The organism is Pseudomonas sp. BN414, from assembly GCF_029871275.1.
GTDB classification, from domain to species: Bacteria; Pseudomonadota; Gammaproteobacteria; order Pseudomonadales; family Pseudomonadaceae; genus Metapseudomonas; species Metapseudomonas resinovorans_C.
On sequence record NZ_SSOL01000051.1, the window covers coordinates 1 to 25,936 of the forward strand.

The following is a 25,936-nucleotide window of genomic DNA, read 5'->3' on the forward strand; positions in this document are numbered from 1 at the left end:
GTCAGAGCTTGATCCAGGTGGCTTTCAGCTCGGTGTACTTGTCGAAGGCATGCAGCGACTTGTCGCGGCCGTTGCCGGACTGCTTGAAGCCGCCGAAGGGCGCGGTCATGTCGCCGCCGTCGTACTGGTTGATCCACACGCTGCCGGCGCGCAGGGCCTTGCCGATCAGGTGAGCGCGGGACAGATTGCTGGTCCATACCGCTGCGGCCAGGCCATAGATGGTGTCGTTGGCGATGGCGACGGCTTCTTCTTCGCTGTCGAAGGCGATGACCGAGAGCACCGGGCCGAAGATCTCTTCCTTGGCGATGCGCATGGCGTTGCTCACGCCGTCGAAGATGGTCGGCTCGACGTAGGTGCCGCCGGTCTCTTCCAGCACGCGCTTGCCACCGGCCACCAGCTTGGCGCCGTCGTCATGGCCAGCCTGGATGTAGGACAGAACGTTGTTCATCTGGGTGGTATCCACCAGGGCACCGACGTTGGTCGCCGGGTCCAGCGGGTTGCCCGGTTTCCAGGCCTTGATCGCCTCGACCACCATGGGCACGAACGTGTCCTTGATGGAGCGCTCCACCAGCAGGCGCGAACCTGCGGTGCAGACTTCACCCTGGTTGAAGGCGATGGCGCCAGCAGCGGCTTCGGCCGCGGCCTGCAGGTCAGGGGCGTCGGCGAAGACGATGTTCGGGCTCTTGCCGCCGGCTTCCAGCCAGACGCGCTTCATGTTGGATTCGCCAGCATTGATCAGCAGTTGCTTGGCGGTGCGGGTGGAGCCAGTAAAGGCCAGCGTATCGACGTCCATGTGCAGGGCCAGGGCCTTGCCCACGGTGTGGCCGAAGCCCGGCAGCACGTTCAGCACACCCGCCGGAATGCCGGCATCACAGGCCAGCTGGGCGAGGCGAATGGCGGTCAGCGGGGAGCGTTCGGACGGTTTGAGGATCACCGAGTTACCGGTAGCCAGCGCTGGGCCGAGCTTCCAGCAGGTCATCAACAGGGGGAAGTTCCAGGGCACGATGGCGGCGACAACACCCACCGGCTCACGGGTCACCAGGCCCAACTGGTCATGAGGCGTTGCGGCCACTTCGTCGTAGACCTTGTCGATCGCTTCGGCGCTCCAGCGAATGGCGTCCACCGCGCAAGGCAGGTCGACATTAAGCGCGTCACTGATCGGCTTACCCATGTCCAGGGTTTCCAGCAGAGCCAGCTCTTCGGCGTGGGCGTCGATCAGCTCGGCGAAACGGATCATCGCCTGCTTGCGCTCGACTGGCGCCAGGCGCGACCAGGCGCCGGAGTCGAAGGTTGCACGGGCGGACGCAACGGCACGCATCGCATCCGCTTCGCCGCTACTGGCGACCTTGCAGAGCAGACGTCCATCGACCGGGCTGATGCAGTCGAAGGTTTCGCCGCTGGCAGCCTCGACATATTCACCTTGGATGAAGGCGCGGCCTTCGATTCTCAGCCTGCTGGCGCGTTCTTCCCAGTCGGCTCGGGTCAGTTCGGTCATCGCGGGTGTGCTCCTCTGGAGAATTCCGGCACGGCAAGCGGCAATCAGGGTTGCCAGGGCGTGCACGGGGTGGTTTTGGCGGGTAGATTGCTAAAACATTTAAAACCATATCTTATGTTTTGAATCCTGCCAATACAGCCACATCCTGGTGAGGTTTTTATCGGTTATTGGTCGTATTTACTCGGATCTCGACCGCGCTAAAGTCAGGTTTTGGTTGAAAGATATGAAAATAAATTTTTAATTGCGGCCTGCCCGGCGATGGCCATAATGGCCCGCTACAGCACCCGCTACGGGTGTGGCACGTGCACCAAGCCAGGGAGGTATCCGGCTTAGCCGCCTATGAACGAGTTGAAGAACGTCCGCCCCGCCAATTTCATGCGCCTGCGCCAGGAAGGGCGTACTGAGGAAGTGGCTCGGCGGTTGATCGAGCTGGTCGAACTCGGGTTATTCAGCGAGGGCGAGCAACTGCCCAGCGAGAGCGACCTGGCCACCCAGTTCGGGGTCGCGACCGTCACCCTGCGCGACGCCTTGGCGAGCTTGCGCGAACGTGGCGTTATCGAGACTCGCAGAGGTCGTAATGGCGGCAGCTTCGTCTGCGCACCTCCCGGTACCAAGGACGAGGCGCTGTTCGCTCAGCTCAAGGCCTTGAGCGCCCTGGAACTGCGCGATCTGTGCGATGAGCATGTGGCGATTTCCGGCGCTGCCGCACGGCTGGCCGCGCAGCGCTCGTCGGCCCAGCACCATGCTCGCCTGGAGTTTTATATCGATGCGCTGCGCCAGGCATCGTCGCGTCAGGAGCAGCGTCGCGCCGATGCTCGCTTCCACCTCGAAGTGGCCGTTGCCGCGCAGTCGGTGCGCCTGACCCATGCAGAAATGAACCTGCAGGCCGAACTGGGTGAGTTGCTGTGGCTGTCTCCGGATGGCCCGCTCGCGGCCGATGGCCCGGTGCTGGAGCATCGTGCGATCACCGACGCCATCGTCGCTACTGATGCGAATCTGGCTGGCGCACTGGCGGAGGCGCATGTGACGCGCGGAATCAAACGCCTGATCAATCTGCGCTTGCAGCTGCTTAGCGCGGAGATCTGAATGGCACAGCACTTGCTGGAAATTTCGCCGGCAATGCGTTGGGGGTGACCGGCGCGGCGGCCAGTTCGACATGAACTCATCCAGAACGTGAATAACAAGAGCCAGACGAGGCCCAGGCTATGTCCCGAGATGTTCCGGTGGATCAACTCAGCGAGTGTGCAATTCACATCAATGCTTCGATCGGTAACCTGTTCGCACAGTTGAATCTGCTGGCCGAGGACGTAGTCGCGATCTGGAAGCAATTGCAGGCCGAGGGCTGCAAACCGACAACTCGGGACCTCTGCTCCCTGCGTCCGACGATCCAGGCCCGCTTGCAGCAGGAACGCAGCTGCATTCATGGCACCGGCGTGGTGCTGGAGCCGGGCGAACTGGCTGATCAGGAGATGCACCTGGAATGGTGGTGCAGAGCCCCGGCAGGCAAGGTCACGCCCATGCTGCTGAACCTCAATCGACGCAGCGAGAGCTTCTACAACTACCAGGGCATGCCCTGGTTTTCCCGGCCTCGGGACACTGGCCAGCCTTGGGTCGAAGGGCCCTTCGTCGACCTCTATGGCGCCGACCAGTACATCATGGCGTTCTCCATGCCTATCCATGTCGACGGTCGATTCGTGGGCGTGGCGGCGGCAGATATCGCCCTGCACGAGTTCGAGCGCGTGCTGCTTGCCGGACTGATGCGCACGGACAAGGAAGCGCTGATCGTCAACGCCGAAGGCCGGGTGGTGGCCTGCAACACCGCAAACTGGTTGGTGGGCGATATGGCCAGGCACGTGTTCGCGTGTGATGACAGCCGTTCGCGGGTGCTGGCGTTGGCGGAGTCATCCGCGCATTGGTCGTTGATCGAGAGGCCAGTCAGCCGCTACATCGAGGGCGCCGCCTGAGGCAGCGCCTCTCAGTACGTTCGGGGGCACTGCCCTAGAGTGCGTCGTGATTCCCCGAAGGCTCCACGCACACGCAATTGCGACCTGACTGCTTGGCGCGATACAGGCCCCGGTCGGCGCGACCGATCAGGCTGTCGAGGGCGTCTTCCGGGTGCATCTCGGCGAGACCGATGCTGGTGGTCACGTGAAGGTTCACACCCTTGAACGGGTAGCGCTGGGCGGCCACTTCGTTGCGGACCTTCTCTGCCAACTGATGGGCCGTTGCGCTGCTGGTGTCCTTGAGCAGGATGATGAATTCCTCGCCGCCCCAACGACAGATGATGTCCGCTTGGCGCAGGCCGTCGCGCAGGTTCTGGGCGAAGCCCTGCAGCACCTGGTCGCCGGCCTGGTGGCCGTAGGTATCGTTGAGCATCTTGAAGTGGTCGAGGTCCAGCAGCAGTGCCGCAAGGGGTTTGCGCTCGCGTCGGGCTTCCTGCAGCGCCTGGCCGGCAAGCAGTTCGAAACCGCGTCGGTTGGGCAGGCCGGTCAGGCTGTCGGTCGTGGCCAGGGCGGCGATGCTGCGCTGGTAGCGGCGCATCAGGCGGATCACCAGCACCAGGACGACAGCGGTTACCAACAGGCAGATCAGCAAGTTGAGGTAGAGGGTGTTGCGCAGGCCGGCGAGCAGTCCACCCTCATGCTTGTCGACGAACAGGTACCAATCCAGTTCGGGGATGTAGCGCACGTTCAGGTAGTGGTCACGACCGCGTTCCTGGTACTCGAACTTGCCGGTCTGCGGGCGCCCCAGTCGGGCCTGCAGGTCCTCCAGCCCCGGCACGTCGGCCAGTGACTGGCCCACTCGCGCGCCCAGCGGGCCACCGTCGGCTCCGGTGAGGACGATGCGCCCGGTGGTATCGACGAAATAGACGCTGCGGTCGTAGCGCCGCTGGTATTCGTCGATCAGCTTGATCACCGCGTCCACCGTCAGGCCGACGCCGGTGGCGCCGAGGAACTTGCCGTCGTAGTCGAACACCTTGTAGTTGATGAAGATGGTCAGCCGGTCCTGGTTGGCCATGTCCACGTCGACGTTGACCTCGTACGGCTCCTTCATGTCCCGTACGCGGAAGTACCAGATGTCTCGCGGCTCCTTGGGGTTCACCTTCTTGAGCACGCCCTTGGTCTGGTAGTAGGTGAGGGTGCGATCGGAAATGAAGAAGGAGGTGAAGGCGCCGTAATGCGCCTGCACCTCGCGCAGGTAGCGGGTCATGGGCTCGACGTCTTTCTCGCCCTGCATCACCCAGTCACGCACGAAGGTGTCGCGGCTCATCATCGAAGAAATCAGGATGGGCCGGACCAGGTCCTTCTGGATTTCCGAATAGACGTTGTCCGAAGTGAGCGGCAACTCGGTGTTGATGATGCTGCTGCGAATGGACTTGAGCGATGCCTGGTAGCTGACCAGAGAGGTGGCCAGGAAACCGCAGCCAAGCAGCAGTACCAGGGCGAGGACCAGTAGGCGGTGGCTTTGCTTCGTGACTTCGGGAAACGGCATCGGACTACATGACCTCAAAATAGTGGCGCAATGCTAGCGTTCGTCGGCGAAGGCGTCACGGACGGGTACTTGACGCCAGGCTATCGGCGTTTTCAGGTGTGCCTTGACGGCTGCCGGGAAACTCGGGAGCCGAATCGATCCAGGGTTCCAGGCGCTGGCCGATGCTCAGCCAGAGCCGAAAACGCGGCGGTACGGCACCCTTGCGGTCGCGTGCCAGCACCTCGTCCAACTGCTCTCGCCAGGCATGGGGCACGTTGATCTCGGCGATGCGCAAGCTGCTGATCTGGCCGGTAAGACGACCTTCACGCATCCACGCACTCACGGTGCCGGGCACGATGGCGTAGCGGCTGCGATCGGGGTAGCGATCACGCAGCGCCTTGCGATCCATTCCCGCATCCACCGCGAACAGACGGCTTTCGCGCTTCTCTTCTCCTTCAACATAGTCGCGTGCTGCGCGTTCGGCGTCGGCTCGACGCTTGTCGCTGGGTGCTGCGCGCAACTCGCTCTCGGCAGCCTTCTGCTGCTGCCGGGCGCGTTCCAGTTCCGCCTTGCGTGCAGGGCCATCGAGTTCGAGCACCACCAGCACCTCGCGGTTGCGGTTGTCGAAACGCATTGCATCGGGGTTGCCAGCCGTGAAACCCAGTTTCAACAGCGCTGCTTCATCCAGCGGCAGGCGCTCGTAACGGTTGTCCCCGTTCGGGTCGCTCGGACGCCGCCAGTCCAGGCGCAGCGCCAGGCCACTGTTTTCGCGCTCGGCCCAGGCGTAGGCCCGATGCAGTTCGCGTTCGGAAAGCAGCAGCCGGCTGTCCGGCTCGCCGTTGCGATTGAGCCACACGCCGCCCAGGGCGATGGCGTTGGTCAGGCCGATCAGTGCCAGGCCACCGAGCAATGCGGTGCGGGTTTTCATGCTCGCTGCCCTCCCTTGCGAGTCCGGCGCAAGCGGCCGAGCACCAGCAGAAGCAGCACGGCGACGAGGCCGACGACGAGGAAGAACAGGTACTTCGGCATGACCTCCCACCACCAGTCGAACAGCTTGATGAAGAGGAAGAGCACGAAGAACAGCACGCCGGTGTGCATCACTTCCGGCCAGTCACGACGATTGCCGAGCCAGATGACCAGCGCAGCGCCAACGAAACCGACGAGCTGGTACAGGCTTTCCACCGCATCGCGGGACCAGGGCAGGTAGCTGCCATATGCCCAGTTCGCCAGCACGAGTACAGGCACGAACAGCCCGAGCAGGCCCATCACCCGGTAGATCGCGGCGAAACCGCTGTAGCGTGACTGGGAGAAAAGTTGCGGCACGAGGAAGATCAGCAACCCAGCGGGCAGCAGGTGTTCCGGTCGCTCGGTGCAGTCCAGCCAGTAAAGGCCGCTCCAGCTTGTCAGCCGCGTGGCGATCAGCGCCATGATGCAGCCGATGCCGGCGCCGAGCAGCAAGCGCACCTCGCAGGCATAGGCCAGTAGCAGGGCATAGGCGGCCCAAGGCAGCAGGGCTTTGTCGCTGGGTGTGATGTTGAAGATCTGCCCGAGCATGACCACGTTCAACACGAAGCAGGCGAACGCCAGGACCGCCGCCAATTTGGTGAAGTAACCGGTCTGGTCACGCTGGCGCAGTAGCAGGGTCAGCAGCAGGGTCAGCAGCAGGCTGCCCACCGAGAAACCGGCGAGGATGCCAACCTGGGCGGCTTGCGGGAAAAGGCCCCAGAACTGGTAGAAGAAGAACAGCAGGCTGGCGGCCAGCGCCAGGGCGCCGAGCAGAGAAGCGATGCGCATGCCGAGGGACAGACGCCGGGACTGGGTGTCCGGGTCGATGTCGAAGGTGTCGCGATAGTTCGCCAGCAACTGGCGATGGTGTTCGCCGAGACGCTCGATCTGTTCCGGGGAAAGCAGCAGCGACTGCTCATCGTGCAGGCGTTCGACTTCCCGGTAGAAAGCCTGGATATCGTCGGCGCGGTGTTGCGCCTGGTCGCGGCTGTGCGGCGGCATTGCGGGTCCTTTTGCGTGCGGTGCCGCTTGAACTGTAGGGCTGCTGGCCGACTTGGGCAATCAGCCGATTTCGATCATGGAAACCTGTGGGGGCGAATTCATTCGCTAAGGGCGGCGCAGCCGCCCCTGCAAGGTTTCAGGGCAGACCTGCGGCCTGCATAGCGATTGAAATCGCCCCCACAACGGACCTGCAATTCCGCAGAACCTTCAGGCCTCCTCCATCACCACCACCCGCTGCCCGGCGCGTACCGGCGAACCCGGCTGCACACGTACTTCCTTCACGACGCCATCTCGGGGAGCCGTGAGGGGGATTTCCATCTTCATGGATTCGAGGATCACCAGGATGTCCCCGGCCTTCACGCTGGCGCCTTCCTCCACCTGCACCTGCCAGAGGTTGCCGGCGATATGGCTTTCCACCGCGTGCTGGCCGACGCCGAGCGGGGCGTCTTCACCCAGTTCGACGGCGACTTCCTCACTGTCGAAATGGGCTTGTCCGGAGGCGATCCAGCGTTCCCGTTCCGCATTGAAGGCAGCCTGCTGCTGGCTACGGAAGGCGGCGATGCCCTCGGCCTCGCGGGCGAGGAACGCCTGGTAGTCGGCCAGGCGCAGCTCGCTCTCTTCGATGCGCAGTGGGTAGCGGCCGAGCGGGAAGTCGCGGCGGATGCGCGTGAGCTCTTCGGCACTGACCGGGTAGAAGCGGATCTGGTCGAAGAAGCGCAGCAGCCAGGGTTTGCCGCCGAAGGCTTCCACTTCGCGGTAGCGGTTCCACATCTGCAGGGTGCGGCCCACGAACTGGTAGCCACCGGGGCCTTCCATGCCATAGACGCACATGTACGCACCGCCGATGCCCACCGAGTTTTCGGCGGTCCAGGTGCGCGCCGGGTTGTACTTGGTGGTCACCAGGCGATGGCGCGGGTCCAGCGGTGTGGCCACGGGCGCGCCGAGGTAGACGTCGCCAAGGCCCATCACCAGGTAGCTGGCGTCGAACACCGTGCGTTGCACTTCGTCCAGGTTCGGCAGGTCGTTGATGCGGCGGATGAACTCAAGGTTGCTTGGGCACCAGGGCGCGTCCTTGCGCACCGTGGTCATGTACTTCTCGATGGCCAGTTGGCAGGCCGGGTCATCCCAGGAGAGCGGCAGATGAACGATGCGCGACGGCACTTTCAGGTCGCCGGCTGCGCAGACGCCATCCCAGAGTCCGGCGACGGTTTCCAGCAGCACCTCCAGGGGCAGCGTTTCCGGCTGATAGTGGACCTGCAGGGAACGGATGCCCGGCGTCAGGTCGATCACGCCGTCCAGGGCTTCGGCCTCCAGCGCCTGCATCAGCGCATGGGCGCGGAAGCGCAGTACCAGATCGAGTTCCGGCGCGCCGATTTCCAGCAGCAGGTGGGTGTCGCCGGAAAGACGGGCCACCAGGCGTTTGTCGGCTTCGCCGAGGTCGAGCACCACGGGCGAGGTCAGCTCCAGACTGCTCCCTCTCCCTCTGGGAGAGGGCTGGGGTGAGGGTAGTTCGGCGCGCGCTGAGGTTTCCCTCTCCCCCGACCCCTCTCCCAGAGGGAGAGGGGAGAAAGCCCGCGCCTCGCCAATGCTCACCGCCACGAACCTCACCTTGTCCCCCGCCTTCAACTGCCCCAGTTGCCAGAGGTCCGCTTCGATGAGGGTCACCGGGCAGACGAAACCGCCCAGGCTGGGGCCGTCCGGGCCGAGGATCACCGGCATGTCGCCGGTGAAGTCCACCGCACCGATGGCGTAGGGGTTGTCGTGGATGTTGGAGGGATGCAGCCCGGCTTCGCCGCCGCTTTCGCGCACCCATTCCGGCTTCGGCCCGATGAGGCGCACGCCGGTCCGGCTGGAGTTGAAGTGCACTTCCCAGTCAGTGGCGAAGAAGGTGTCGATGTAGGCCGGGGTGAAGTATTCCGGCGCGCCATGGGGGCCGTAGATCACCCGCAGGGTGCGCACGGCCGGCAGGTCGGTGCGCAGGGCAGGCTCCAGCACCTGGCCCGCACTGCGCTCGGCAAGCGGGGCGAGGTGGAGGACATCGCCAGCGCGCAGGGCGCGGCCTCCGTGGCCACCGAACTGGCCGAGGGTGAAGGTGCTTCTGCTGCCGAGGTAATCCGGCACCTGCAGGCCGCCGCGCACGCAGAGGTAGCTGCGCGCGCCGGCCCCGGCGATCGTTCCGAGGGCAAGGATGGCGCCCGCCGGCACGAACAAGGCGGTGTCCATCGGTTGCGGCTGGCCGTCGAGGCTCAGTGGAATCGGTGCGCCGGTAATCGCCACCACGGCATCGGTGTTGAAGCGCAGGGTCGGGCCGCTCATGGTGATTTCCAGTCCAGCTTCACCTTCGGCATTGCCCAGCAGCCGATTTCCCAGGCGCAGCGCGCGGCTGTCCATGGGGCCGGACGGCGGTACGCCCACGGCCCAGTAGCCGAGGCGGCCGGGATAGTCCTGCACGGTGGTCTGGGTGCCGGCGCCGAGCACTTCGACGGTGTTTGCACGGTAGTTGAGTCCTTCCAGGCAGCGAGTCCAGGGCGAGCCGCTGGCGAAGGGGACGTCGACCAGAATCTGTCGCAGGTAGTCGCGGTTGGATTCCACGCCATAGAGCAGGGTGTCGGCCAGGGCCTGGTCCAACGCCGCGCTGGCTTCGCTGCGGCTCGGCGACCAGGCGATGAGCTTGGCGATCATCGGATCGAAGTAGGGCGGAATCTCGCAGCCCGCTTCCACCCAGGTGTCGATGCGCAGGTGTTCGCCATCGGCCTTGGGGAAGGCAACTGCGGTGAGCAGGCCGGGGCAAGGCTGGAAATCGCGGCCCGGGTCTTCGGCATAGAGTCGTGCCTGGATGGCATGCCCGCTCGGAGCAAGGCCTGCCGCCAGGTCGGCCAGGGGCGGCAGTGTGCCGGCTGCCAGTTCGATCATCCAGCGCACCAGATCCACGCCCCAGACCTGTTCGGTGACACCGTGCTCCACCTGCAGGCGGGTGTTCACTTCGAGGAAGTAGAAACGCTCGGCCTCGCTGTCGTAGACGAACTCCACCGTGCCCGCACTGCGGTAGCTGACGGCCTTGGCCAGCTTGATGGCGGCGGCGCAGAGTTCATCTGCCATGCCGACGGGCAGGTTCGGCGCCGGGGTTTCCTCCAGCACCTTCTGATTGCGTCGCTGTACTGAACAGTCGCGCACGCCGAGGGCGATCACCTCGCCACGGCCATCGCCGAACACCTGCACCTCCAGATGGCGGGCGCGCTGGATGTACTTCTCGATGAACACACCGGAGTCGCTGAAGTTGTTCTGCCCGAGGCGCTTCACGGCCTCGAAGGCGTCGCTCAGCTCCGTGGCCGAACGGCATACACGCATGCCAATGCCTCCACCGCCTGCGGTGCTTTTCAGCATCACCGGGTAACCGACCTGTTCGCCAGCAGCCAGTGCGGCTTCCAGGTTTTCCAGCAGTTCGGTGCCTTCCAGCATGGGCACGCCATTGGCCTTGGCCAGGGCGCGCGCAGTGTGCTTCAGGCCGAATACCCGAAGCTGTTCCGGCGTCGGGCCGACGAAGGCGATGCCGGCGGCCTCGCAGGCTTCGGCGAAGGCGGCGTTCTCGGAGAGGAAGCCGTATCCGGGGTGGATGGCCTGGGCACCGCTGTCACGCGCCGCAGAGAGAATCTTCTCCACCACCAGGTAGGTGCTGGCGGCGGGTCCGTCGCCCAGGCTGACGGCTTGGTCCGCCTGCTGGATATGCAGGCTGGCGGCGTCGGCTTCGGAATACACCGCCACACCGCGAACGTCGAGCTGGCGCAGGGTACGCAGGATGCGGCAGGCGATGGCACCGCGGTTGGCGATCAGGAGTTTTTCGAACATTGCAGAACCCTCGAAAGGGATGACGGGCCGTCCCGCCTTATTCGTCTGCACCACGGTCGTCCGTGGCTGGAATCTCGGTGCGGTGGTAATTCGTAGGATGGGTAGAGCGGAGCGAAACCCATCAGTCCGGAGCGATGGGTTTCGCAGGCTCTACCCATCCTACGGAGTGCTTGTGCAGGCACTGCCCCGACCGGCTCTGGCACAGGAGGAACAGCCAGGCACGCAGCTGTTTCAGTCCCATACCAGCACCTCGGCAGGGGTGGGGTTGTAGGCGTTGCAAGGGTTGTTCAGCTGCGGGCAATTGGAGATCAGCACGATGATGTCCATGTGCGCCTTGAGCTCGACGTATTTACCGGCGGCGGAGATGCCGTCCTCGAAGGTCAGACCGCCGTCCGGGGTGACCGGCACGTTCATGAAGAAGTTGATGTTGGCGCTGATGTCGCGCTTGGTGAGGCGGCCGTCGTGCAGGCTGGCGCGCAGGAAGTTGTCGCGGCAGCTGTGCATGTAGCGCTTGTCCAGGGCGTAGCGCACGGTGTTGCTTTCCTGGGCGCAGGCGCCGCCGAGGGTGTCGTGGCGGCCGCAGGTGTCAGCGGTGATGGTGAGCATCGGGTTGCCGAGGTTGGAATAGAGCACGCTGCCGGCGCTGAGGTAGACGCGGTTCTGCCGGCGCAGGGTGCGTTGCACGTCATAGCGTTCGCGCGGGTTGCGGGCGCTGTAGAACAGGGTGTCCACCGCCTGGTTGCCTTCCAGGTCCAGCAGGCGCAGGGTCTGGCCGGCCTTCACTTCGGTCATGAAGGGTTCGCCGGCGGCGATCACCGCGCGGTACACGGCGGCTTCGGAATGCTTTTCGCTGTGGGTCAGGTTCATGCGGGCGGCCCTCAGATGTACAGGCGTTCGGTGTTGTGGAAGCCGCGGCCGTTTTCCGGGCGCGAGGTGCGGCAGAGCAGGGTGATGCCGTCGCTCTGTACCTGCTGCCAGGTGAGCTGCACCGGCCTGGGGGCGTAATCGGGATTTGGGTCCATGGGGTGCTGCAAGGCGGTCAGCACCACCAGCGTGTCCATGGGCGCGTAGAGCTCGATGTAGTCGCCGGCCTTGGAATTGCCCGGCTCGAAGTGGAAGCAACCGTCGCTGTCCACGGTGACTTTGCTGAACAGGTTCAGGCACATCAGCAGGTCCTGGAGGTTCAGGTCCCACTTGCCCATCTCCACCAGCAGGTTATCCACGCCGTTGCGGAAGAAGCTGTTGCGCAATTCCTGATAGCGCCCAGCGCCGTATTTCTCCTTCACTTCGGACGCCGAGAGCACGCCGCCGAAGCTGTCGTGCCAGCCGCAGGTGTCGGCGGTGATGGCGGCCAGCACCCGACCCATGTCCGAGTACAGGCAGTGGCCGGCGGTGAGCTTGGCGGTGTGCTGGCACTTGAGGCTGTCGGGCAGGTTGAGGCGCTCGCTTTTTTCCGCTGCGTTGAGCAGCAGCAGGCTGACGTTGGCGCCGCCTTCGATATCGGTGATGCGCAGTTGCTGGCCGCGTTTCAGCACGAAAGACGTATGGCCGCCACCGGGGACGGTTTCTTCGTAGAGGGTCGGGCTCAAGGCCAGGGAAGCGGTCATGGGCAGGTTCCTTGTCAGTGGGCGATGGCGGGCTGCAGGGCGGTGGTCAACCGTTCCGGCAGGGCCTCGACGGCCGCGCGGGCGGCGCGGCGGTCGCTGTTCAGGGGAATGTCGTAGGTGATGCGCGCACCGAAGGCGTTGGGCGCGTGCGGGTCCTGGCGCACCTTGTCGAAAACCAGCAGTCGGGTGCCCAGACTGAAGCCTTCGGAGAGGTCGTGGGTGACCATGAAGACGGTGAGTTGGGTTTCGTGCCAGAGGCCGAGCAGCAGCTCGTGCATGTCCTTGCGGATGCCGGGATCGAGGGCACCGAAGGGCTCATCCAGCAACAGCACGCGCGGCTTCATGATCAGTGCCTGGGCGATGGCCAGGCGCTGCTGCATGCCGCCGGAAAGCTGGCTCGGGTATTTGTCCAGTGCGTGGCCCAGGCCGACCTTGGCGAGGATGGCGGCGGCCTCTTCACGGGCGGCGCGCTTGGCACCGCCGAACAGCCGGCCGAGCAGGGGCGAGCGGGGCAGTTCCAGGCCAAGGGCGACGTTGTCCAGCACGCTGAGATGCGGGAACACCGAGTAGCGCTGGAACACCACGCCGCGGCTGGCGTCGGGTTCGGCCATCAGCGACTGGCCATCCAGCAGGATGCTGCCGCGGCTGGGGGATTCCTGGCCCAGCAGCATGCGCAGGAAGGTCGATTTGCCGCAGCCGGAAGCGCCCACCAGGGTGCAGAACTCGCCCTCGTTGACCGTCAGGTTGAGGTTCTCCAGCACAGTCTGGTCGCCGTACTCCTGCCACAGGTTTTTCACTTCGATGAAGGCGCTCATGCCTTGGCTCCTTCGTACCAGGGGAAGGCCAGCCGGGTGAGCTGGCGCAGGCCCAGGTCCATCAGCCAGGCGAGCAGGGTTATCCACACCACGTAGGGCAGGATCACGTCCATGGCCAGGTAGCGGCGGACCAGGAAGATGCGGTAGCCCAGGCCATCGGTGGAGGCGATGGCTTCGGCGGCGATGAGGAACAGCCAGGCCGAGCCCAGCACCAGACGCAGGGAAATGAGCAGGCGCGGCATCAGTTGCGGCAACACCACCCGCAGGATCAGCGTCCAGGTGTTGGCGCCGAGCGTCTGCGCCTTGATCAGCAGTTCACGGGGGATTTCCCGTGCGCGTTGTTCCAGGTCACGAGCGATAACGGGAGCGACGCCGATGACGATCAGCATCACCTTGGATAGCTCACCCAGGCCGAAGACGATGAACAGGATCGGCAGGATCGCCAGCGGCGGAACCATCGACAGCACCGTCAGCAATGGCGACAGCGGCGCACCGAACAGCGGCAGGGTGCCGGCGGCGATGCCCAGTGCCAGGCCAAGCAGCGCCGCAATGGACAGACCCAGCGCCAGGCGCTTGAGGCTCGATGCAGAGTCCTGCCAGAAGAGGTAGTCGCCGCTGCGCTTGTCTTCGGTGAAGGCCAGGCGGTCCACCGCCTCACTCATCTGCGCCGCACTGGGCAGCAGCTTGTCGTTGGGGTTCTCCGTGAGCCGGGCCGCCGAGCCGGTGAAGTAGGCGAACAGCAGCAGGGCGAACGGCAGCAGGACCAGGATCAGGCGTCCGGCGCGGTCCGGTTGGCGGTTGATCAGGCGCATGGCGGTTACTCGGTTCGGAGAGGCGGCGTAGGTTGGTACGAGGTACGAGGCCCAACATTGCGGCGTTGGGCTTCGCTTCGCTCTGCACCAACCTACGGTTCGGATCGGTTCAGAGCTTGCCGTCGGCGGCCATCTGCACGTAGGTCGGGTCGAAGCGCAGTTTCACGTTGCCCTTGTCGCCGGTGACCACACCCTTGGCGAAGCTCATGCCCACGGCGTTGGCATCCTTGGCGCCTTCGCCCAGCAGCCCATGGTGGAAGCTGAAGCTGGCCACCTTGTCCATGGTGGCCGGCAGTTTCGGACTGGTGACGAAGGCCAGCGCATCGGCCGGGGTGTGGAACAGGCGGGTGGCGTCCAGTTGCGCCTGGTAACCGGCAAGGTCGGTGCCGGAGGCCTTGGCCATGTGCTCCAGGGCCGCGGCGCTGTCGGCGTTACCGGCCTTCATCAGGGCGACGATCTCGAACCAGGCGCCGGTGAGTGCCTTGCCCAGGGCGGGGTTGTCTTTCAGGGTCTCGGTGTTCACCACCATCATGTCCATGATCTCGCCGGGCACCTTGCTGGAGTCGAACACCAGCGTCGTGTCGGGCTTGGACTTGATGTCGGCGAGCATCGGGTTCCAGGTGGTCACGGCCTGGACTTCGGCGGTGTCGAAAGCGGCGGCGATGTCGGCGTCGGAGGTGTTCACCACCTGCACGTCTTTCTCGGAGAGGTCGGCGCGCTCCAGGGCGCGGGCCAGCAGGTAGTGGGAGACGGACAGCTCCACCAGGTTGATGGGCTTGTCCTTGAGGTCGGCCAGGGTCTTGCCTTCGCCCTTGAGCACCACGCCATCGTTGCCGTTGGAGAAGTCGCCGACGATCAGCGCGGTGCTGTCCACGCCACCGGCGGCGGGGATGGTCAGGGCATCCATGTTGGTCATGGTGCAGCCGTCGAACTGGCCAGCGGTGTACTGGTTGATGGATTCGACGTAGTCGTTGAGCTGGGTGACCTGGATCTCGATGCCGTACTTCTTCGCCCACTTGTCGACGATGCCTTTGGTGGCACCGTACTCCCAGGGCATCCAGCCGGCGTAGATGGTCCAGCAGACGTTGAAGCTATCTTTCTGTGCGGCGGACGTGTTGAAGCTGAGGGCGGCGGCGAGACCGGCAACGGCGAGGGCGAACAGACGGGACTTGCGCATGGAGGACCTCCAGTTCGGTTTAGGGCGGGCGGAGCTGCGCGGCACTTCCCAATCAAGGGGCGCGTTCTCCCGGGCTTTTGTCCCGCCGTGTAACCTCGGTGGAGGTCGCCAGCTCTCGGACCAGTCATCCGCGTTCGCGGACCGGAACCCTAGCCAGCCATTGCAAATTGTGGTGCCGCGAACCCGGTCAACCGGGTAGCTCCTGCACGGCATTACCAAAGCGAAGGGCGTGCCAAGATGGCGAAAGGCCTCTGGCATGGCGCTTCTGGCGATCATGGAACGCTTGTTAAAGGGGAGGGATGCCCGTTCATGGGGCGTTGGGCGTCAACTTGGTGCGTGGCAACAACTGGTAAAGGATTTTTCCGACAGGCAGCGAAGGCTGTTCTGTAGGCGCCGTTGTCCAACGCAGTGGGAGCAATCCCAGTCGCCGACATCTGTCTGCGCCGCCCCCCGCGGTCGTAAGGAGGCCGCCCATGTCCTACCGATCATTCTTCCTTGCTGTACTGACCCTGACCCTGGGCGGCTGTGCCGTCTATGACTACGACAACGACTCCTACGGCCGCCGCTATTACGGCGACGACGACTACCGTGTGCACCGCTATTACAACGATCCTCCACGGAGGACCTACCACGTGGTCGATCAGCGTTACGACGACGATCGCTACTACGACCGTCGCTATTACGATCGTCGCGACTATGACGGGCGCAAGGACTACTACAAGTCCGACAAGCACCGTTACGACAAGCGCTACTACGACCAGAATCGCAAGTACCGCTATGACCGGCGCTACTACCAGCAGCCCCAGGACAACTTCCAGGAGCGCCGCCACGACTACACCCCGCGTCTGCAGACCTGGGGCCGCAACGACCGGCAGCCGGGCTATCGTCCGCCCAGCAACCCGCAGAAGCACTATCGGCAGAACAATCACCGCCAGCAATACCGGGTGCAGCCGGGTTACGAGGCGCGGCCGCACAACAATCCCCGCTACAACAACCGCAGCAACTGGTCGATGGAGAACCGGCGCTAGTCGGAAGGAAAACGGCTGTCCTCTTCCAGTAACAGTTCCCTCATCGCCCGCGCGGCCGGAGACAGGCTGCGCGCGGCATGACTGACTACGCCGTAGGCCGATAGGGTCCTGGTCCTGGCAATCGGCTCCAGCACGGCCAGTCGACCGGCCATCACGTCTTCGGCGACCACATCCCAGGGCGCCATGCTGATCACGTCGCTCTCGGCGACTACCGCTTTCAGCACCACGAAGTTGTCGCACTCGATGCCCAGCGGTTTTTCGTTGCCGGCCAGCTCGCCGATGGATCGCGCCACTTCTACCGGCAGTTGCGTGCCGGCCAGGGCATAGGCGGACAGGTCGGTCAGTCGCACCTGGTCTCGCGCCAGCAGCGGATGGCCGGGGCGGCAGAACAGGGTGCCGGGATGGCGGCGCAGCGGAATGATGTCCAGCAGCGGATCGCCTTCGAACTCGCGAATGTCCGCAACGAACATCTCGATCGCGTCCTCCAGGAGGCGTTGGCGCAGGCTGCGCCAGTTTTCCAGGCTGAGCCGCACCCGCACGCCCGGGTGCTGACTGGCGAAGCGTCCCAGGGCGCGTGGTACGAGGCGGGCAGCGGGGTAGGGGCCAGCGCCCAGGTGCAATTCGCCGCTGTCGAGGTTTTCCAGTTGGGCCACGGCGCTGTGCAGGGCGCGGCTGCCATCCAGCAGTCTGCGGGCATGTTCCAGCACCAGGCGGCCGTGGGCGGTCAGGCTGATCTGCCTTGGCCCACGGTCCAACAGGTTGCATCCCAGGTTCGCCTCCAGGGCCTGGATGCTGCGACTGAGGGCGGGCTGGCTGAGATTGACCGCCTCTGCCGCTCGAGCGAAGTGGCCGTGTTCGGCAAGGGCAACGAAATGGCGAAGCTGGCGAAGGTCGTTCATGCGCGTTATGCATCAATTGCCGAAGAAGAATGCATTGGAATTATTAGCAGGCCGCTGCCAGCCTGTCTCGGCCTACAACAACAAACCCCGAGCGAACCATGCGCATCTCCACCCGTTTCAGCGGCCTGCTGCTGGCAGCCGCGCTGCCCCTGGGCGCCGACGCCGCACTGCCGGAAGAGTCCATCGAGCCCAGCATCAACGCCGAGCTGGCCGAGCACACCAAGCACTTCAACGAGAAGGTCTACAAGATCGCCGACAACGTGTACTCGGCGGTGGGCTGGAACCTTGCCAACAGCGTGATGATCGAGGCCCCCGAAGGGCTCATCATCGTCGACACCGGCGAGTCGGCCGAACAGTCGCGCAAGGTGCTCGCGGAGTTCCGCAAGATCAGCGACAAGCCGATCAAGGCCATCGTCTACACCCACTTCCACCCGGATCACATCAACGGCGTGAAGGGCTTCGTCAGCGAAGAGCAGGTGAAGAGCGGCGAAGTGCAGATCTATGCCCAGGAGACCCTGCTGGAGAACGTGGTGACCCAAGGCGCGCTGGTCGGTCCGATCCTCGGCATGCGCTCGGGCTACAGCTTCGGTGCGGCGTTGCCGGACAGCGACAAGAAGGACATGAACGCAGGCCTTGGCCCGCTGGCACACGAGGGCAAGTCGACCTTCATCGCGCCCACCATCACCTTCAAGGACAAGCTCGACACCACCATCGCCGGCCTGCCGGTGCAATTCCTCCACGTGCCGAGCGAAGCGCCGGACGAGATAGTGCTGTTCCTGCCGCAGAACAAGGTGCTGATCAGCGCCGAGGTGACCCAGGGGCCGACCCTGCCAAACATCCATACCCTGCGTGGCACCAAGTTCCGCGATCCGGTCGTGTGGGTGAACAGCCTCGACAAGCTGCGCGCCTACCAGGCCGACTTCATGGTGCCGCTGCATGGCCAGCCGGTGTCCGGCAAGGACAAGGTGGAAGAGGTGCTGCGCATGACCCGCGATGCCATCGCCTACGTCCATGATCAGACCGTGCGCTGGATGAACAAGGGCCTGACCCCCGACGAGCTGGTGGAAAAGGTCAAGCTGCCGACCTACCTGGCGGGTTACACCCCTTACCTGCGCGAGTACTACGGCACCGTGAAGCACAGCGTGCGGCAGATCTACCAGGGCTACCTCGGCTGGTTCCAGGCCGATCCGGTAGACCTCGACCCGATCCCGCCGGTGGAGAAGTCCAAGCGCCTGGTGGCCCTGATGGGCGGGCGCGACAAGGTCCTGATGGCCGCTGGCGAGGCTTACCTCAAGGGTGACTACCAATGGGCCGCCGAGCTGGCCAGCTATGCCATCCGCATCGATCACGACGACCAGTTGGCCCGCGAGATCAAGGCGCGCAGCTTCCGTCGCCTGGGTTACGCCAGCATGAACATCAACTGGCGCAACTGGTACCTGATGAGCGCCATGGAGCTGGAAGGCAAGCTGGACGGCGACGCCTCGCTGCAGCTGTCCCGGGGCATGCGTAACGCCTTCCTTTCCGACGACATGCTGAAGAACCTGCCGGCGCGCATCTTCCTGCAGAACTGGGTGACGCGCATCGATCCGGAAAAGAGCGCCGACGTGAACCTGACCCTGGGCTTCGTCTTCCCCGACATCAAGGAAGAGTGGGCACTGGAAGTGCGCCGTGGCGTCGCCGAGTTGCACAAGGGCATTCCCGAGGGCACCACGCTCAAGCTGACCTTCGACAAGACCTACCTCGATACCGTCATCAGTGGCCAGAACAGCCTGCTCAAGGGGACCATGCTGGGCGACGTGAAGGTCGACGGCAATCTGCTGGACATCAAGACCTTCCTCGGCTGCTTCGACTTCGAGGAGGCGCCCATCGCGCTCACCGTACGTTAAGCGACCGCTCCAACCGAAAGTGCGGAGAGCCGCAAGGCACCAGGCGGCACACTGCCCGCCTGGTCCGCACATTCGGAGGCACCATGCACCTGTCATCCTTCCTCAAGGGCGCCCTGGCCATGTTCTGGCTGGTGGCGCTGCTCAATGTCATCTATCCCTTTGGCGAGCCGTTGCACCGGCCGTTGCTGCTGGCGACGGGCGTGGTGCTGCTGGCCCACGTTGCCGAGGCGGCACTGTTCAACCGCAAGCTGAAGGCACGTCCTTTCCCCTGGCTGGAGCGGCTGCAGGTGCTGCTGTTCGGCTTCCTGCATCTGCGCGGTCTGCGCTGAATCCAAAGACTCATCCCGGTAGGTTGCGGCTGAGCGCAGCGAAGCCCAACACGTCAAGCTGGGCGTTCCCCTGTTGGGCCGCGCTGCGCTTGGCCCAACCTACGTGTCAGTGCGCTGCCAGATGGCGGCAGAATGCCATTGTTTTTTTCAGGTCCAGCCCGCACCATTCGCGCCGTGTTTCATGGGGCCCCGATGGCCATCCTGGATGGGATAGTGGATGTTCCGAGGTTGCGTTCAGGCCTGGCGTACGCGCAGGGGGTGGCGGATGCCGGCCCTGGTCGCGGCGTTGCTGCCGGCGTTGCTGGCAGGAGCGTTGCAGGCGGACTGGGATTTCACCCTGATCAGCCAGCGTGCTGAATCCCTCTATGGCCCTCTCGGTCCCGGCAAACAACGTATAGACGACTGGCAGGCCATGCTCGGGCGTCTTGCCGGCGTCGACGAGCAGAAGCAACTGGAAGAAGTGAACCGCTTCTTCAACGCCAAGCTGCGCTTTCGCGATGACCGCGAACTCTGGGGCGAGACCGATTACTGGGCGACGCCCGTGCAGGCCTTGCGCGTGGGGGCCGGCGACTGCGAAGACTTCGCCATCGCCAAGTACTTCAGCCTGCGCCAGCTCGGCGTACCCAGCGAGAAGCTGCGCATCACCTACGTCAAGGCGCTGCGGCTGAACCAGGCGCACATGGTGCTGACCTACTACGCATCCCCGAATGCCATGCCGCTGGTGCTGGACAACCTGGTGGGCATCATCCGTCCCGCCAGTCAGCGCGCCGACCTGTTGCCGGTGTACGCCTTCAATGCCGAAGGCCTATGGCTTGCGGGTAAAGGAAGCGGCAAGCAGGTAGGGGACGCCAAGCGCCTTTCGCGCTGGCAGGAATTGCTCAAGAAGATGAAGGCCGAAGGCTTCCCCGTAGAGCCGGCCCGATAGGAGTCGAGATGTCTCTGTTCAAACAGTTGTTGATCGCCATCTGCCTGTTCCTGGTGGTCGCCTTCAGCGGCAGCTTCATGGTCGGCCTGGAGAGCTCGCGAGAGCAGTACGTCAACCAGCTGCGCTCCCACGCCCAGGATGCGGCGACCGCCCTAGGCCTGTCGCTGACACCGCACATCGATGACGCGGCGATGGTCGAGCTGATGGTCAGCTCCATTTTCGACAGTGGTTATTACGAGAGCATCCGGGTGATCGACCTGGAAAGCGGCAAGGTCCTGGTGGAGCGTACCGGCGTGCCCGACGCCGTGGGCGCCCAGGTGCCGCAGTGGTTCGTCGATTTGATCGGCCTGCACTCGGCAGGTGGTGACGCCATCGTCAGCCGTGGCTGGCAGCAGGCCGCGCGGGTGGAGGTGCAGAGCCATCCACTGTTCGCCCTTTCCCGGCTCTGGCAAAGCGCGTTGGGCAGCCTTGGCTGGCTGCTGGTATGCGGCTTGGTCAGTGCGGGCCTCGGTGCCTTCCTCCTGCGTCGCCAGCTCAAGCCATTGGACTACATGGTCGAACAGTCCCATGCCATTTCACGGCGCGAGTTCCTCAGCCTGCCGGAGCTACCGCGTACGCCCGAGTTGCGGCGTGTGGTCCAGGCGATGAACCAGATGGTTGAGAAACTCAAGGCCCTGTTCCAGGAACAGGCCGAACGCAGCGAGCGTCTGCGCGACGAAGCCTATCGGGACGGCCTTACCGGTCTCGCCAACCGGCGCTACTTCGAGATGCAGTTGCAGGCGCGCCTCGGTGCCGAGGATCAAGCCAGTGCGGGTTATCTCTTCCTGTTGCGGGTGCATGACCTGGCGGGGCTCAACCAGCGCCTGGGTGGTCAGCGTACCGACCAGTTGCTGCTGGCGGTGGCCGAGCTGCTGACCCAGGTGGCGGCGGGGCAGGGCGCCGGTCAACTGGTGGCGCGCAGCCGTGGCGGCGATTTTGCCTTGCTGTTGCCTGGCCTGGTGGCGGAAGAGGCCGAGCAACTGGCGCAGCGGCTGGATGCCGGGCTGGCCAACCTGGTGACCACGGGCGCGGCCGATGCACTGCCCGTGGCGCATATGGGGCTGGTGCCGTTCAGTCCGGGTGAAGCGCTGCCTGATCTGCTGCGACTGGCCGACGAGGCCCTGGCCAAGGCAGAAAGCCAGACCGACCAAGCCTGGGCGACGCTGACCCAAGGCGAAGCACCCAGCGTCGGCGATGAGCGCCACGCCTGGCATCAATTGCTGGATCGCGCCCTCAACCAGCGTCAGCTGCAACTCTATTTCCAGCCGGTGGTGGACAGCCGCGACCGTACGCACGTGCTGCACTACAAGGTGCTGTCGCGCCTGCGCGACGAGCACGGCGAGAACATCCCGGCCGGGCGGTTCCTGCCCTGGCTGCAGCGTTTCGGCTGGATGGCGCGTCTCGACCTGCTGATGCTGGAGCTGGTGTTGCAACAGATGGCCAGCCATGGCGAAACCCTCGCGCTCAACCTTTCCGCCGCCTTGCTGCGGGAGCCTCAGGCCCTGGAGAAGGCCTTCGAACTGCTGCGCAAACATGCCCAGCTGGGGCCGCGTCTGGTGCTGGAGCTGGAAGAGGATCAACTGCCCGAACAGGCCGTGCTGGAGCAACTCACTCGTCGTCTGCGCGAATTGGGCTTCAACCTCAGCCTGCAACACTTCGGTGGCCGCTTCAGCATGATCGGCAACCTGGCCCGCCTGGGCCTGGCCTACCTGAAGGTGGACGGCAGCTACATCCGCGCCATCGACCTGGAAGCCGACAAGCGCCTGTTCATCGAAGCCATGCAGCGCGCGGCGCACAGCATCGACCTGCCGTTGATTGCCGAGCGCGTGGAGACCGAAGGGGAACTGGAGGTGCTGCGGGCGATGGGTATTCAGGGCGTGCAGGGCCAGCTGTTCGGTGTACCGGCGCCCTGGCGTTGAGTTCGTAGCTTTTCTGTAGGAGCGAGCTTGCTCGCGAAAGGACCAGCTCAATAGCTTCGCGAGCAAGCTCGCTCCTACAAATCCTGTGCTGCGTGGTGATCGCGGGATTTCGCGAAAGAATTCGCTCCCACAAGGGAGCGAGGGCCGACTCAGATCAGCCCCGAGCCAATCTCGTCATCTTCTTCGACGATCAACCGCGAAATGCCGCCAAGGGCTTCGCGTGCCTGGTTCCGGCTGAGCAGCTTGGATTGTGCGGCCGGTGGCAGGTCGGTGATGCGGATCACGCCTTTGGCCATCAACGCGGTAATCAGGTCGTCGAGTACCCGGATCATGTCCAGGTCACTCTGTTTCAGTTGCAGCAGGCTGCTTTGCATCGCCAGGTTGGCGTACCAGGCCTGGATCTCCTGGTCGTCGGCCGGCAGGCTGCCGGTCATCTCATCGAATGCAGCCGCTTCGACGCGAACCAGGCTTCCTTCTTCGTCGCGCTGGATATAGAGCATGGCGAGTCTCCCTTCAGGAATGCCGCGAGCATGAGGGCAGACGCCCCCGGTCCGCAACCACCTGAGTGGCTGCGGACCGGGGGCATCAGTTCTGGTCGACCTTGATGGTCGGATCAGCACCCGCGATCAGGGAGTTGATGGACTGTCCGCTGAGTTGGGCCGCTGCGCCTTCCAGGGTGATGGACAGGTCGGCATGGCTGGCAGCGGCACCGCCATCGTTCAGGTGGCCGTCCTTGCTCACCAGCAGGGTGGCGTTGCCGGTGCCGTTATCGACGATCAGCTTGAGGAAATTGTCGATGGTGGCGCTGGTTTCCCCTTGCAGCAGATCGCTCAAGTTGAGCTTGTCGCCCTCGCTCATCTTGAAGTCCTTCACCACATCCTGATCAGGGCTGCCGACGACGCCTGAGTCACCGGCCTTCCACACGAAGGTGTCGTTGCCGCTGCCACCCCAGAGCGTGTCGCTGCCTTTGCCGCCTGTCAGCGTATCGGTGCCGGTACCGCCGAACAGGATGTCGTTGCCGTTGCCGCCGATCAGTTGGTCGTTGCCGCCCTGACCATAGAGGATGTCGTTGCCGTCACCGCCCTGGATCAGGTCGTTGCCGCCACGGGTGTCGCCATCCACGTTGAAGGTGGAGTGGTTGTTCTTGATGTAGCTGTACAGCTCATCCGACGTGGCAACGTGGCCGTTCTTCAGCTCCAGGAAGCTCTGCAACGCCTTCATGCCCGAACCTGCCGGCAGGTCGGCCGGCTTGGCCGGGTTGCCGTTGACACCCCAAGGCAGGTAATCGGTATTGATGGTGTCACCGAAGATGATGTCATCACCCGCACCACCGTTGATGGTGTCGTGGCCCACGGCCACCGGCGTGGTGCTGCTGGAACCGCCGTTGAGGGCGCTGGTCAGGTCGCTGGCCTGCTGGACGATATCGACCTGGCCGGCGGGACCGGTGACTACGTTCTGGCTGGTGACGGCGATGTTATCGATCCGTACCACAGCGTCATTGCCGCCACTGCTGGCGTCGTTCAGCGAGAACTCGATCTTGTAGGCGCCGTCGGTCAGCACCTTGGATTCGAGTGTTGCACTGGTGCCCGTGGTCCGGCTGCCCGAATCCTCCACTGTCCAGGACGTAGTGCCATTCGCGGCTGTGACTTTCTTCCAGAGGGTCCAGGTGAAGGTGTCGTTAGTGTTGAACACCGTGCCCTGGTAGCTGAAGGACAGCTTGCCGGCATTGTTGGCGCTGACGTTGAACTCGGTGCTGGTAGCGGTCGTGGCGGCACCGTTGTTGGAGTCGGTGATCCGCAACTGATCGTTGTCACGGGAGACAGAGCCGCTGCCGGTAGTGTCCCAGTTGCTGACCTTGTTGATACCGCCGTTGCTGTCGAAGTTGGCAATGGTCGTGGTCGTGGTACCGAGGTTCAGCGAGCTGTTACCGGTCACGCTGGTGTTGTCGAAGAACTTCAGATAGTTCTCGTTGACGCCCGGGCCGATACCAATGGCGCGCACGGTGCTGAGGCCGCTCAGGGTACTGAAGGTGGCGATGGATTGAGTGAGCACGGCGTAGTCGCTGCTGGCGCCACTGTTGGTGGTAGTGGGATCGCCGTCGGTGAGGAACAGCGTCAGGTTCTGGTAGCCATTGTTCTGACCACTGAACCAACTGGTGGCATCCTCGAAGGCATCCTGGTAGTTGGTGCTGCCATCGGCGCTGAGGCCTTCGTTCTGGCTGCGGCCGATTGCCGCCAGCAGTTGCTCGATGTTGCCGTTATTGAGGTCGGTGATGTTGATCTTGGTGGAGGCCGAGCCAGCGAAGCCGATCAGGGTGATGTTGATGTCCCCGTCGTGATTCTTCAGCTGGTTCGCGAGGTTCAGCAAAGCGTCCTTGACCAGCTTCATCCGCGAGTTGGCGTAGGTGACACCACTTTGCCCCTGCAGGCTGTAGGCCATGGAGCCTGAGGTGTCCACGATCAGCGCGACGTTGTAGTTGGTGCCTGGCTGGGTGGTGGTCAAGGTGCCACCGATGTCGCCGAGAATCACGTCATCGCCAGCGCCACCGATGATGTTGTTGTCGCTGTTCGGGTTGGTCGGGACTTCGACACGGCCGATGTTCAGCGTGAAGTCATGGTTGCCTGAGGTATTGACCCCGCCGTTGGCGGTGCCACCGCTGTCCTGTACAGCGAACTGGAAGGTCGTCTGGTTGCCGCTTGCACCCGGCTGGTAGGTCAGCTTGCCCAGGGCAATATCACTGGCGCTCACAGAGGTGTTGGCGCCAATGGCCACGCCGTTGAGCAGCAGGGTCCCGCTGCCCGGCAGCGCCTTGATTACCACGTTCTGCAGCGTGTGGGTCTGCCCGGTCGCGGCATCGATGCTGTCGCTGAAACTGAAGTCCACCACCTTGAAGGTGTAGGTGTTGCCGGAATTAACGCTGGCCGTGCCGTTGGCCGAAGTCGGCGCATCGTTGACCGGGTTGACCGTGATGGTGCCCTGGGCCGGTGTCGCGTCCTGCAGGCCAGCGTTATCCACCGAGCTGTACTGGAAGCTGGTGTTGCCGTTCCAGTTGCTGTCGGGGCGGAAATAGATGGTCGCGCCATTGCTCACAGCAGCGATGACGCTGGCAGCCGTGATGGCGATGGTGCCGGCTGCATCGCTGAAGAAGGTGCCGTGCTGCGGCAGCGAGGTGATCTTGAAGCTGGCGATCGTGCCATCGATATCCGAGCCGCTCAGGCTGATGGCGATCAGGCTGTCTTCATTGCCGGAGGTGCTGGCCACGCTGGTTTCCGGCGCGTCGTTCACCGCGTTGACGGTGATGGTGCCGCTGGCCGGGGTGGCATCCACCAGATTCTGGTTGTCGGTAGCGGTGTACTGGAAGGTGTTGGTGCCGCTCCAATCCGCATTGGGCTTGAAGTAGATGGTTGCGCCGTTGTTGGTCGCCGTGATGACGCTGGCCAATGTCAGCGGGTTGGTGGCGGCGGCATCGCTGTAGAAGGTGCCATTGGCCGGCAGCGAGGTCAGCTTGAAGCTGGCGACAGTGCCGTCCACGTCCGAGCCGCTGAGGTTCACGGCGATGACCGTGTCTTCGTTGCCCGTTGCGCTGGCGACGATGGTTTCCGGTGCATCGTTCACCGAGTTGACGGTGATGGTGCCGGTCGCCGGAGTGGCATCCGCCAGACTCTCGTTGTCGGTAGCGGC

At 64.1% G+C, this 25,936-nt stretch carries 20 protein-coding genes and 1 riboswitch; of the genes, 7 read left to right on the forward strand and 13 right to left on the reverse strand.

Features of this window, described 5'->3' with window-relative positions; genetic code table 11:
* Position 1: 1 nt before the first annotated feature.
* Complete coding sequence (locus E8E95_RS10125) at positions 2-1,495, reverse strand: aldehyde dehydrogenase (protein ID WP_280349711.1); 1,494 nt, start codon at positions 1,493-1,495, stop codon at positions 2-4.
* Positions 1,496-1,834: 339 nt separating this feature from the next.
* Here E8E95_RS10125 and E8E95_RS10130 point away from each other — a divergent pair, with 339 nt between their 5' ends.
* Both E8E95_RS10130 and E8E95_RS10135 read left to right on the forward strand, forming a co-directional pair.
* The gene (locus E8E95_RS10130) at positions 1,835-2,581 is read left to right on the forward strand and encodes an FCD domain-containing protein (protein WP_280349712.1); all 747 of its coding nucleotides are present in this window, start codon (positions 1,835-1,837) and stop codon (positions 2,579-2,581) included.
* Between the two features lie 119 nt (positions 2,582-2,700).
* Positions 2,701-3,459, forward strand: a complete 759-nt coding sequence (locus tag E8E95_RS10135) for a cache domain-containing protein (protein ID WP_280349713.1) — start codon at positions 2,701-2,703, stop codon at positions 3,457-3,459.
* Positions 3,460-3,493: 34 nt separating this feature from the next.
* Here the strand turns inward: E8E95_RS10135 and E8E95_RS10140 are convergent, their stop codons facing one another.
* From E8E95_RS10140 to E8E95_RS10180, 9 genes are all read right to left on the reverse strand, one after another.
* A complete protein-coding gene (locus E8E95_RS10140; protein WP_280349714.1) occupies positions 3,494-4,987 on the reverse strand; it encodes a sensor domain-containing diguanylate cyclase in 1,494 nt (497 codons plus the stop codon).
* A gap of 55 nt (positions 4,988-5,042) precedes the next feature.
* Complete coding sequence (locus tag E8E95_RS10145) at positions 5,043-5,894, reverse strand: DUF4824 family protein (RefSeq protein ID WP_280349715.1); 852 nt, start codon at positions 5,892-5,894, stop codon at positions 5,043-5,045.
* Complete coding sequence (locus E8E95_RS10150; protein ID WP_280349716.1) at positions 5,891-6,973, reverse strand: DUF2157 domain-containing protein; 1,083 nt, start codon at positions 6,971-6,973, stop codon at positions 5,891-5,893. Before E8E95_RS10150 ends, E8E95_RS10145 begins: the two co-directional genes overlap by 4 nt.
* A 207-nt stretch (positions 6,974-7,180) precedes the next feature.
* The gene (gene uca, locus E8E95_RS10155; protein WP_280349717.1) at positions 7,181-10,819 is read right to left on the reverse strand and encodes an urea carboxylase; all 3,639 of its coding nucleotides are present in this window, start codon (positions 10,817-10,819) and stop codon (positions 7,181-7,183) included.
* Between the two features lie 231 nt (positions 10,820-11,050).
* On the reverse strand, positions 11,051-11,686 hold the full coding sequence (locus E8E95_RS10160) for an urea amidolyase associated protein UAAP2 (RefSeq protein ID WP_280349718.1): 636 nt from the start codon (positions 11,684-11,686) through the stop codon (positions 11,051-11,053).
* 11 nt (positions 11,687-11,697) lie between these two features.
* Positions 11,698-12,426: an urea amidolyase associated protein UAAP1 gene (locus E8E95_RS10165; protein ID WP_280349719.1), complete on the reverse strand. Its 729-nt coding sequence runs from the start codon at positions 12,424-12,426 to the stop codon at positions 11,698-11,700.
* Between the two features lie 14 nt (positions 12,427-12,440).
* A complete protein-coding gene (locus E8E95_RS10170; RefSeq protein WP_280349720.1) occupies positions 12,441-13,241 on the reverse strand; it encodes an ABC transporter ATP-binding protein in 801 nt (266 codons plus the stop codon).
* Positions 13,238-14,053: an ABC transporter permease gene (locus E8E95_RS10175; protein WP_280349721.1), complete on the reverse strand. Its 816-nt coding sequence runs from the start codon at positions 14,051-14,053 to the stop codon at positions 13,238-13,240. The genes E8E95_RS10170 and E8E95_RS10175 overlap by 4 nt, the downstream gene beginning before the upstream one ends.
* 109 nt (positions 14,054-14,162) lie before the next feature.
* Positions 14,163-15,230: a putative urea ABC transporter substrate-binding protein gene (locus E8E95_RS10180; protein WP_280349722.1), complete on the reverse strand. Its 1,068-nt coding sequence runs from the start codon at positions 15,228-15,230 to the stop codon at positions 14,163-14,165.
* A 64-nt stretch (positions 15,231-15,294) separates the two neighbouring features.
* Positions 15,295-15,394: riboswitch (guanidine-I (ykkC/yxkD leader) on the reverse strand.
* Between the two features lie 309 nt (positions 15,395-15,703).
* Between E8E95_RS10180 and E8E95_RS10185 the strand changes: the two genes are divergently transcribed.
* Complete coding sequence (locus E8E95_RS10185) at positions 15,704-16,258, forward strand: hypothetical protein (protein ID WP_280349723.1); 555 nt, start codon at positions 15,704-15,706, stop codon at positions 16,256-16,258.
* Here the strand turns inward: E8E95_RS10185 and E8E95_RS10190 are convergent.
* On the reverse strand, positions 16,255-17,157 hold the full coding sequence (locus E8E95_RS10190; protein ID WP_280349724.1) for a LysR family transcriptional regulator: 903 nt from the start codon (positions 17,155-17,157) through the stop codon (positions 16,255-16,257). The two genes, E8E95_RS10185 and E8E95_RS10190, sit on opposite strands and share 4 nt — an antisense overlap.
* 98 nt (positions 17,158-17,255) lie before the next feature.
* On the opposite strand from E8E95_RS10190, the gene E8E95_RS10195 reads away from it, so the two are divergent.
* The 4 genes from E8E95_RS10195 (at position 17,256) to lapD (ending at position 22,255) form a co-directional block, all read left to right on the forward strand.
* Positions 17,256-19,043: an alkyl sulfatase dimerization domain-containing protein gene (locus tag E8E95_RS10195; protein ID WP_280349725.1), complete on the forward strand. Its 1,788-nt coding sequence runs from the start codon at positions 17,256-17,258 to the stop codon at positions 19,041-19,043.
* A gap of 83 nt (positions 19,044-19,126) precedes the next feature.
* Positions 19,127-19,372, forward strand: coding sequence for a DUF1145 domain-containing protein (locus tag E8E95_RS10200; RefSeq protein WP_280349726.1), 246 nt, complete (start codon positions 19,127-19,129; stop codon positions 19,370-19,372).
* Between the two features lie 265 nt (positions 19,373-19,637).
* The gene (lapG, locus tag E8E95_RS10205; protein WP_280349727.1) at positions 19,638-20,297 is read left to right on the forward strand and encodes a cysteine protease LapG; all 660 of its coding nucleotides are present in this window, start codon (positions 19,638-19,640) and stop codon (positions 20,295-20,297) included.
* A gap of 8 nt (positions 20,298-20,305) precedes the next feature.
* On the forward strand, positions 20,306-22,255 hold the full coding sequence (lapD, locus tag E8E95_RS10210; RefSeq protein ID WP_280349728.1) for a cyclic di-GMP receptor LapD: 1,950 nt from the start codon (positions 20,306-20,308) through the stop codon (positions 22,253-22,255).
* 149 nt (positions 22,256-22,404) lie between these two features.
* Here lapD and E8E95_RS10215 read toward each other — a convergent pair whose 3' ends face one another.
* Complete coding sequence (locus E8E95_RS10215; RefSeq protein WP_077523810.1) at positions 22,405-22,755, reverse strand: tryptophan synthase subunit beta; 351 nt, start codon at positions 22,753-22,755, stop codon at positions 22,405-22,407.
* Positions 22,756-22,840: 85 nt separating this feature from the next.
* Positions 22,841-25,936 (reverse strand): Ig-like domain-containing protein (locus E8E95_RS10220; protein WP_280349729.1); only part of this gene is annotated, 3,096 nt, incomplete at its 5' end.

Coding starts and splice junctions, on each gene's coding strand:
- E8E95_RS10215 (WP_077523810.1), bottom strand. CDS start 22,755: ATGCTCTATATCCAGCGCGACGAAGAAGGAAGCCTGGTTCGCGTCGAA.
- E8E95_RS10185 (WP_280349723.1), top strand. CDS start 15,704: ATGTCCTACCGATCATTCTTCCTTGCTGTACTGACCCTGACCCTGGGC.
- E8E95_RS10170 (WP_280349720.1), bottom strand. CDS start 13,241: ATGAGCGCCTTCATCGAAGTGAAAAACCTGTGGCAGGAGTACGGCGAC.
- lapD (WP_280349728.1), top strand. CDS start 20,306: ATGTCTCTGTTCAAACAGTTGTTGATCGCCATCTGCCTGTTCCTGGTG.
- E8E95_RS10190 (WP_280349724.1), bottom strand. CDS start 17,157: ATGAACGACCTTCGCCAGCTTCGCCATTTCGTTGCCCTTGCCGAACAC.
- E8E95_RS10160 (WP_280349718.1), bottom strand. CDS start 11,686: ATGAACCTGACCCACAGCGAAAAGCATTCCGAAGCCGCCGTGTACCGC.
- E8E95_RS10165 (WP_280349719.1), bottom strand. CDS start 12,426: ATGACCGCTTCCCTGGCCTTGAGCCCGACCCTCTACGAAGAAACCGTC.
- E8E95_RS10135 (WP_280349713.1), top strand. CDS start 2,701: ATGTCCCGAGATGTTCCGGTGGATCAACTCAGCGAGTGTGCAATTCAC.
- E8E95_RS10130 (WP_280349712.1), top strand. CDS start 1,835: ATGAACGAGTTGAAGAACGTCCGCCCCGCCAATTTCATGCGCCTGCGC.
- E8E95_RS10195 (WP_280349725.1), top strand. CDS start 17,256: ATGCGCATCTCCACCCGTTTCAGCGGCCTGCTGCTGGCAGCCGCGCTG.
- E8E95_RS10200 (WP_280349726.1), top strand. CDS start 19,127: ATGCACCTGTCATCCTTCCTCAAGGGCGCCCTGGCCATGTTCTGGCTG.
- E8E95_RS10150 (WP_280349716.1), bottom strand. CDS start 6,973: ATGCCGCCGCACAGCCGCGACCAGGCGCAACACCGCGCCGACGATATC.
- lapG (WP_280349727.1), top strand. CDS start 19,638: ATGCCGGCCCTGGTCGCGGCGTTGCTGCCGGCGTTGCTGGCAGGAGCG.
- E8E95_RS10175 (WP_280349721.1), bottom strand. CDS start 14,053: ATGCGCCTGATCAACCGCCAACCGGACCGCGCCGGACGCCTGATCCTG.
- E8E95_RS10140 (WP_280349714.1), bottom strand. CDS start 4,987: ATGCCGTTTCCCGAAGTCACGAAGCAAAGCCACCGCCTACTGGTCCTC.
- E8E95_RS10145 (WP_280349715.1), bottom strand. CDS start 5,894: ATGAAAACCCGCACCGCATTGCTCGGTGGCCTGGCACTGATCGGCCTG.
- uca (WP_280349717.1), bottom strand. CDS start 10,819: ATGTTCGAAAAACTCCTGATCGCCAACCGCGGTGCCATCGCCTGCCGC.
- E8E95_RS10125 (WP_280349711.1), bottom strand. CDS start 1,495: ATGACCGAACTGACCCGAGCCGACTGGGAAGAACGCGCCAGCAGGCTG.
- E8E95_RS10180 (WP_280349722.1), bottom strand. CDS start 15,230: ATGCGCAAGTCCCGTCTGTTCGCCCTCGCCGTTGCCGGTCTCGCCGCC.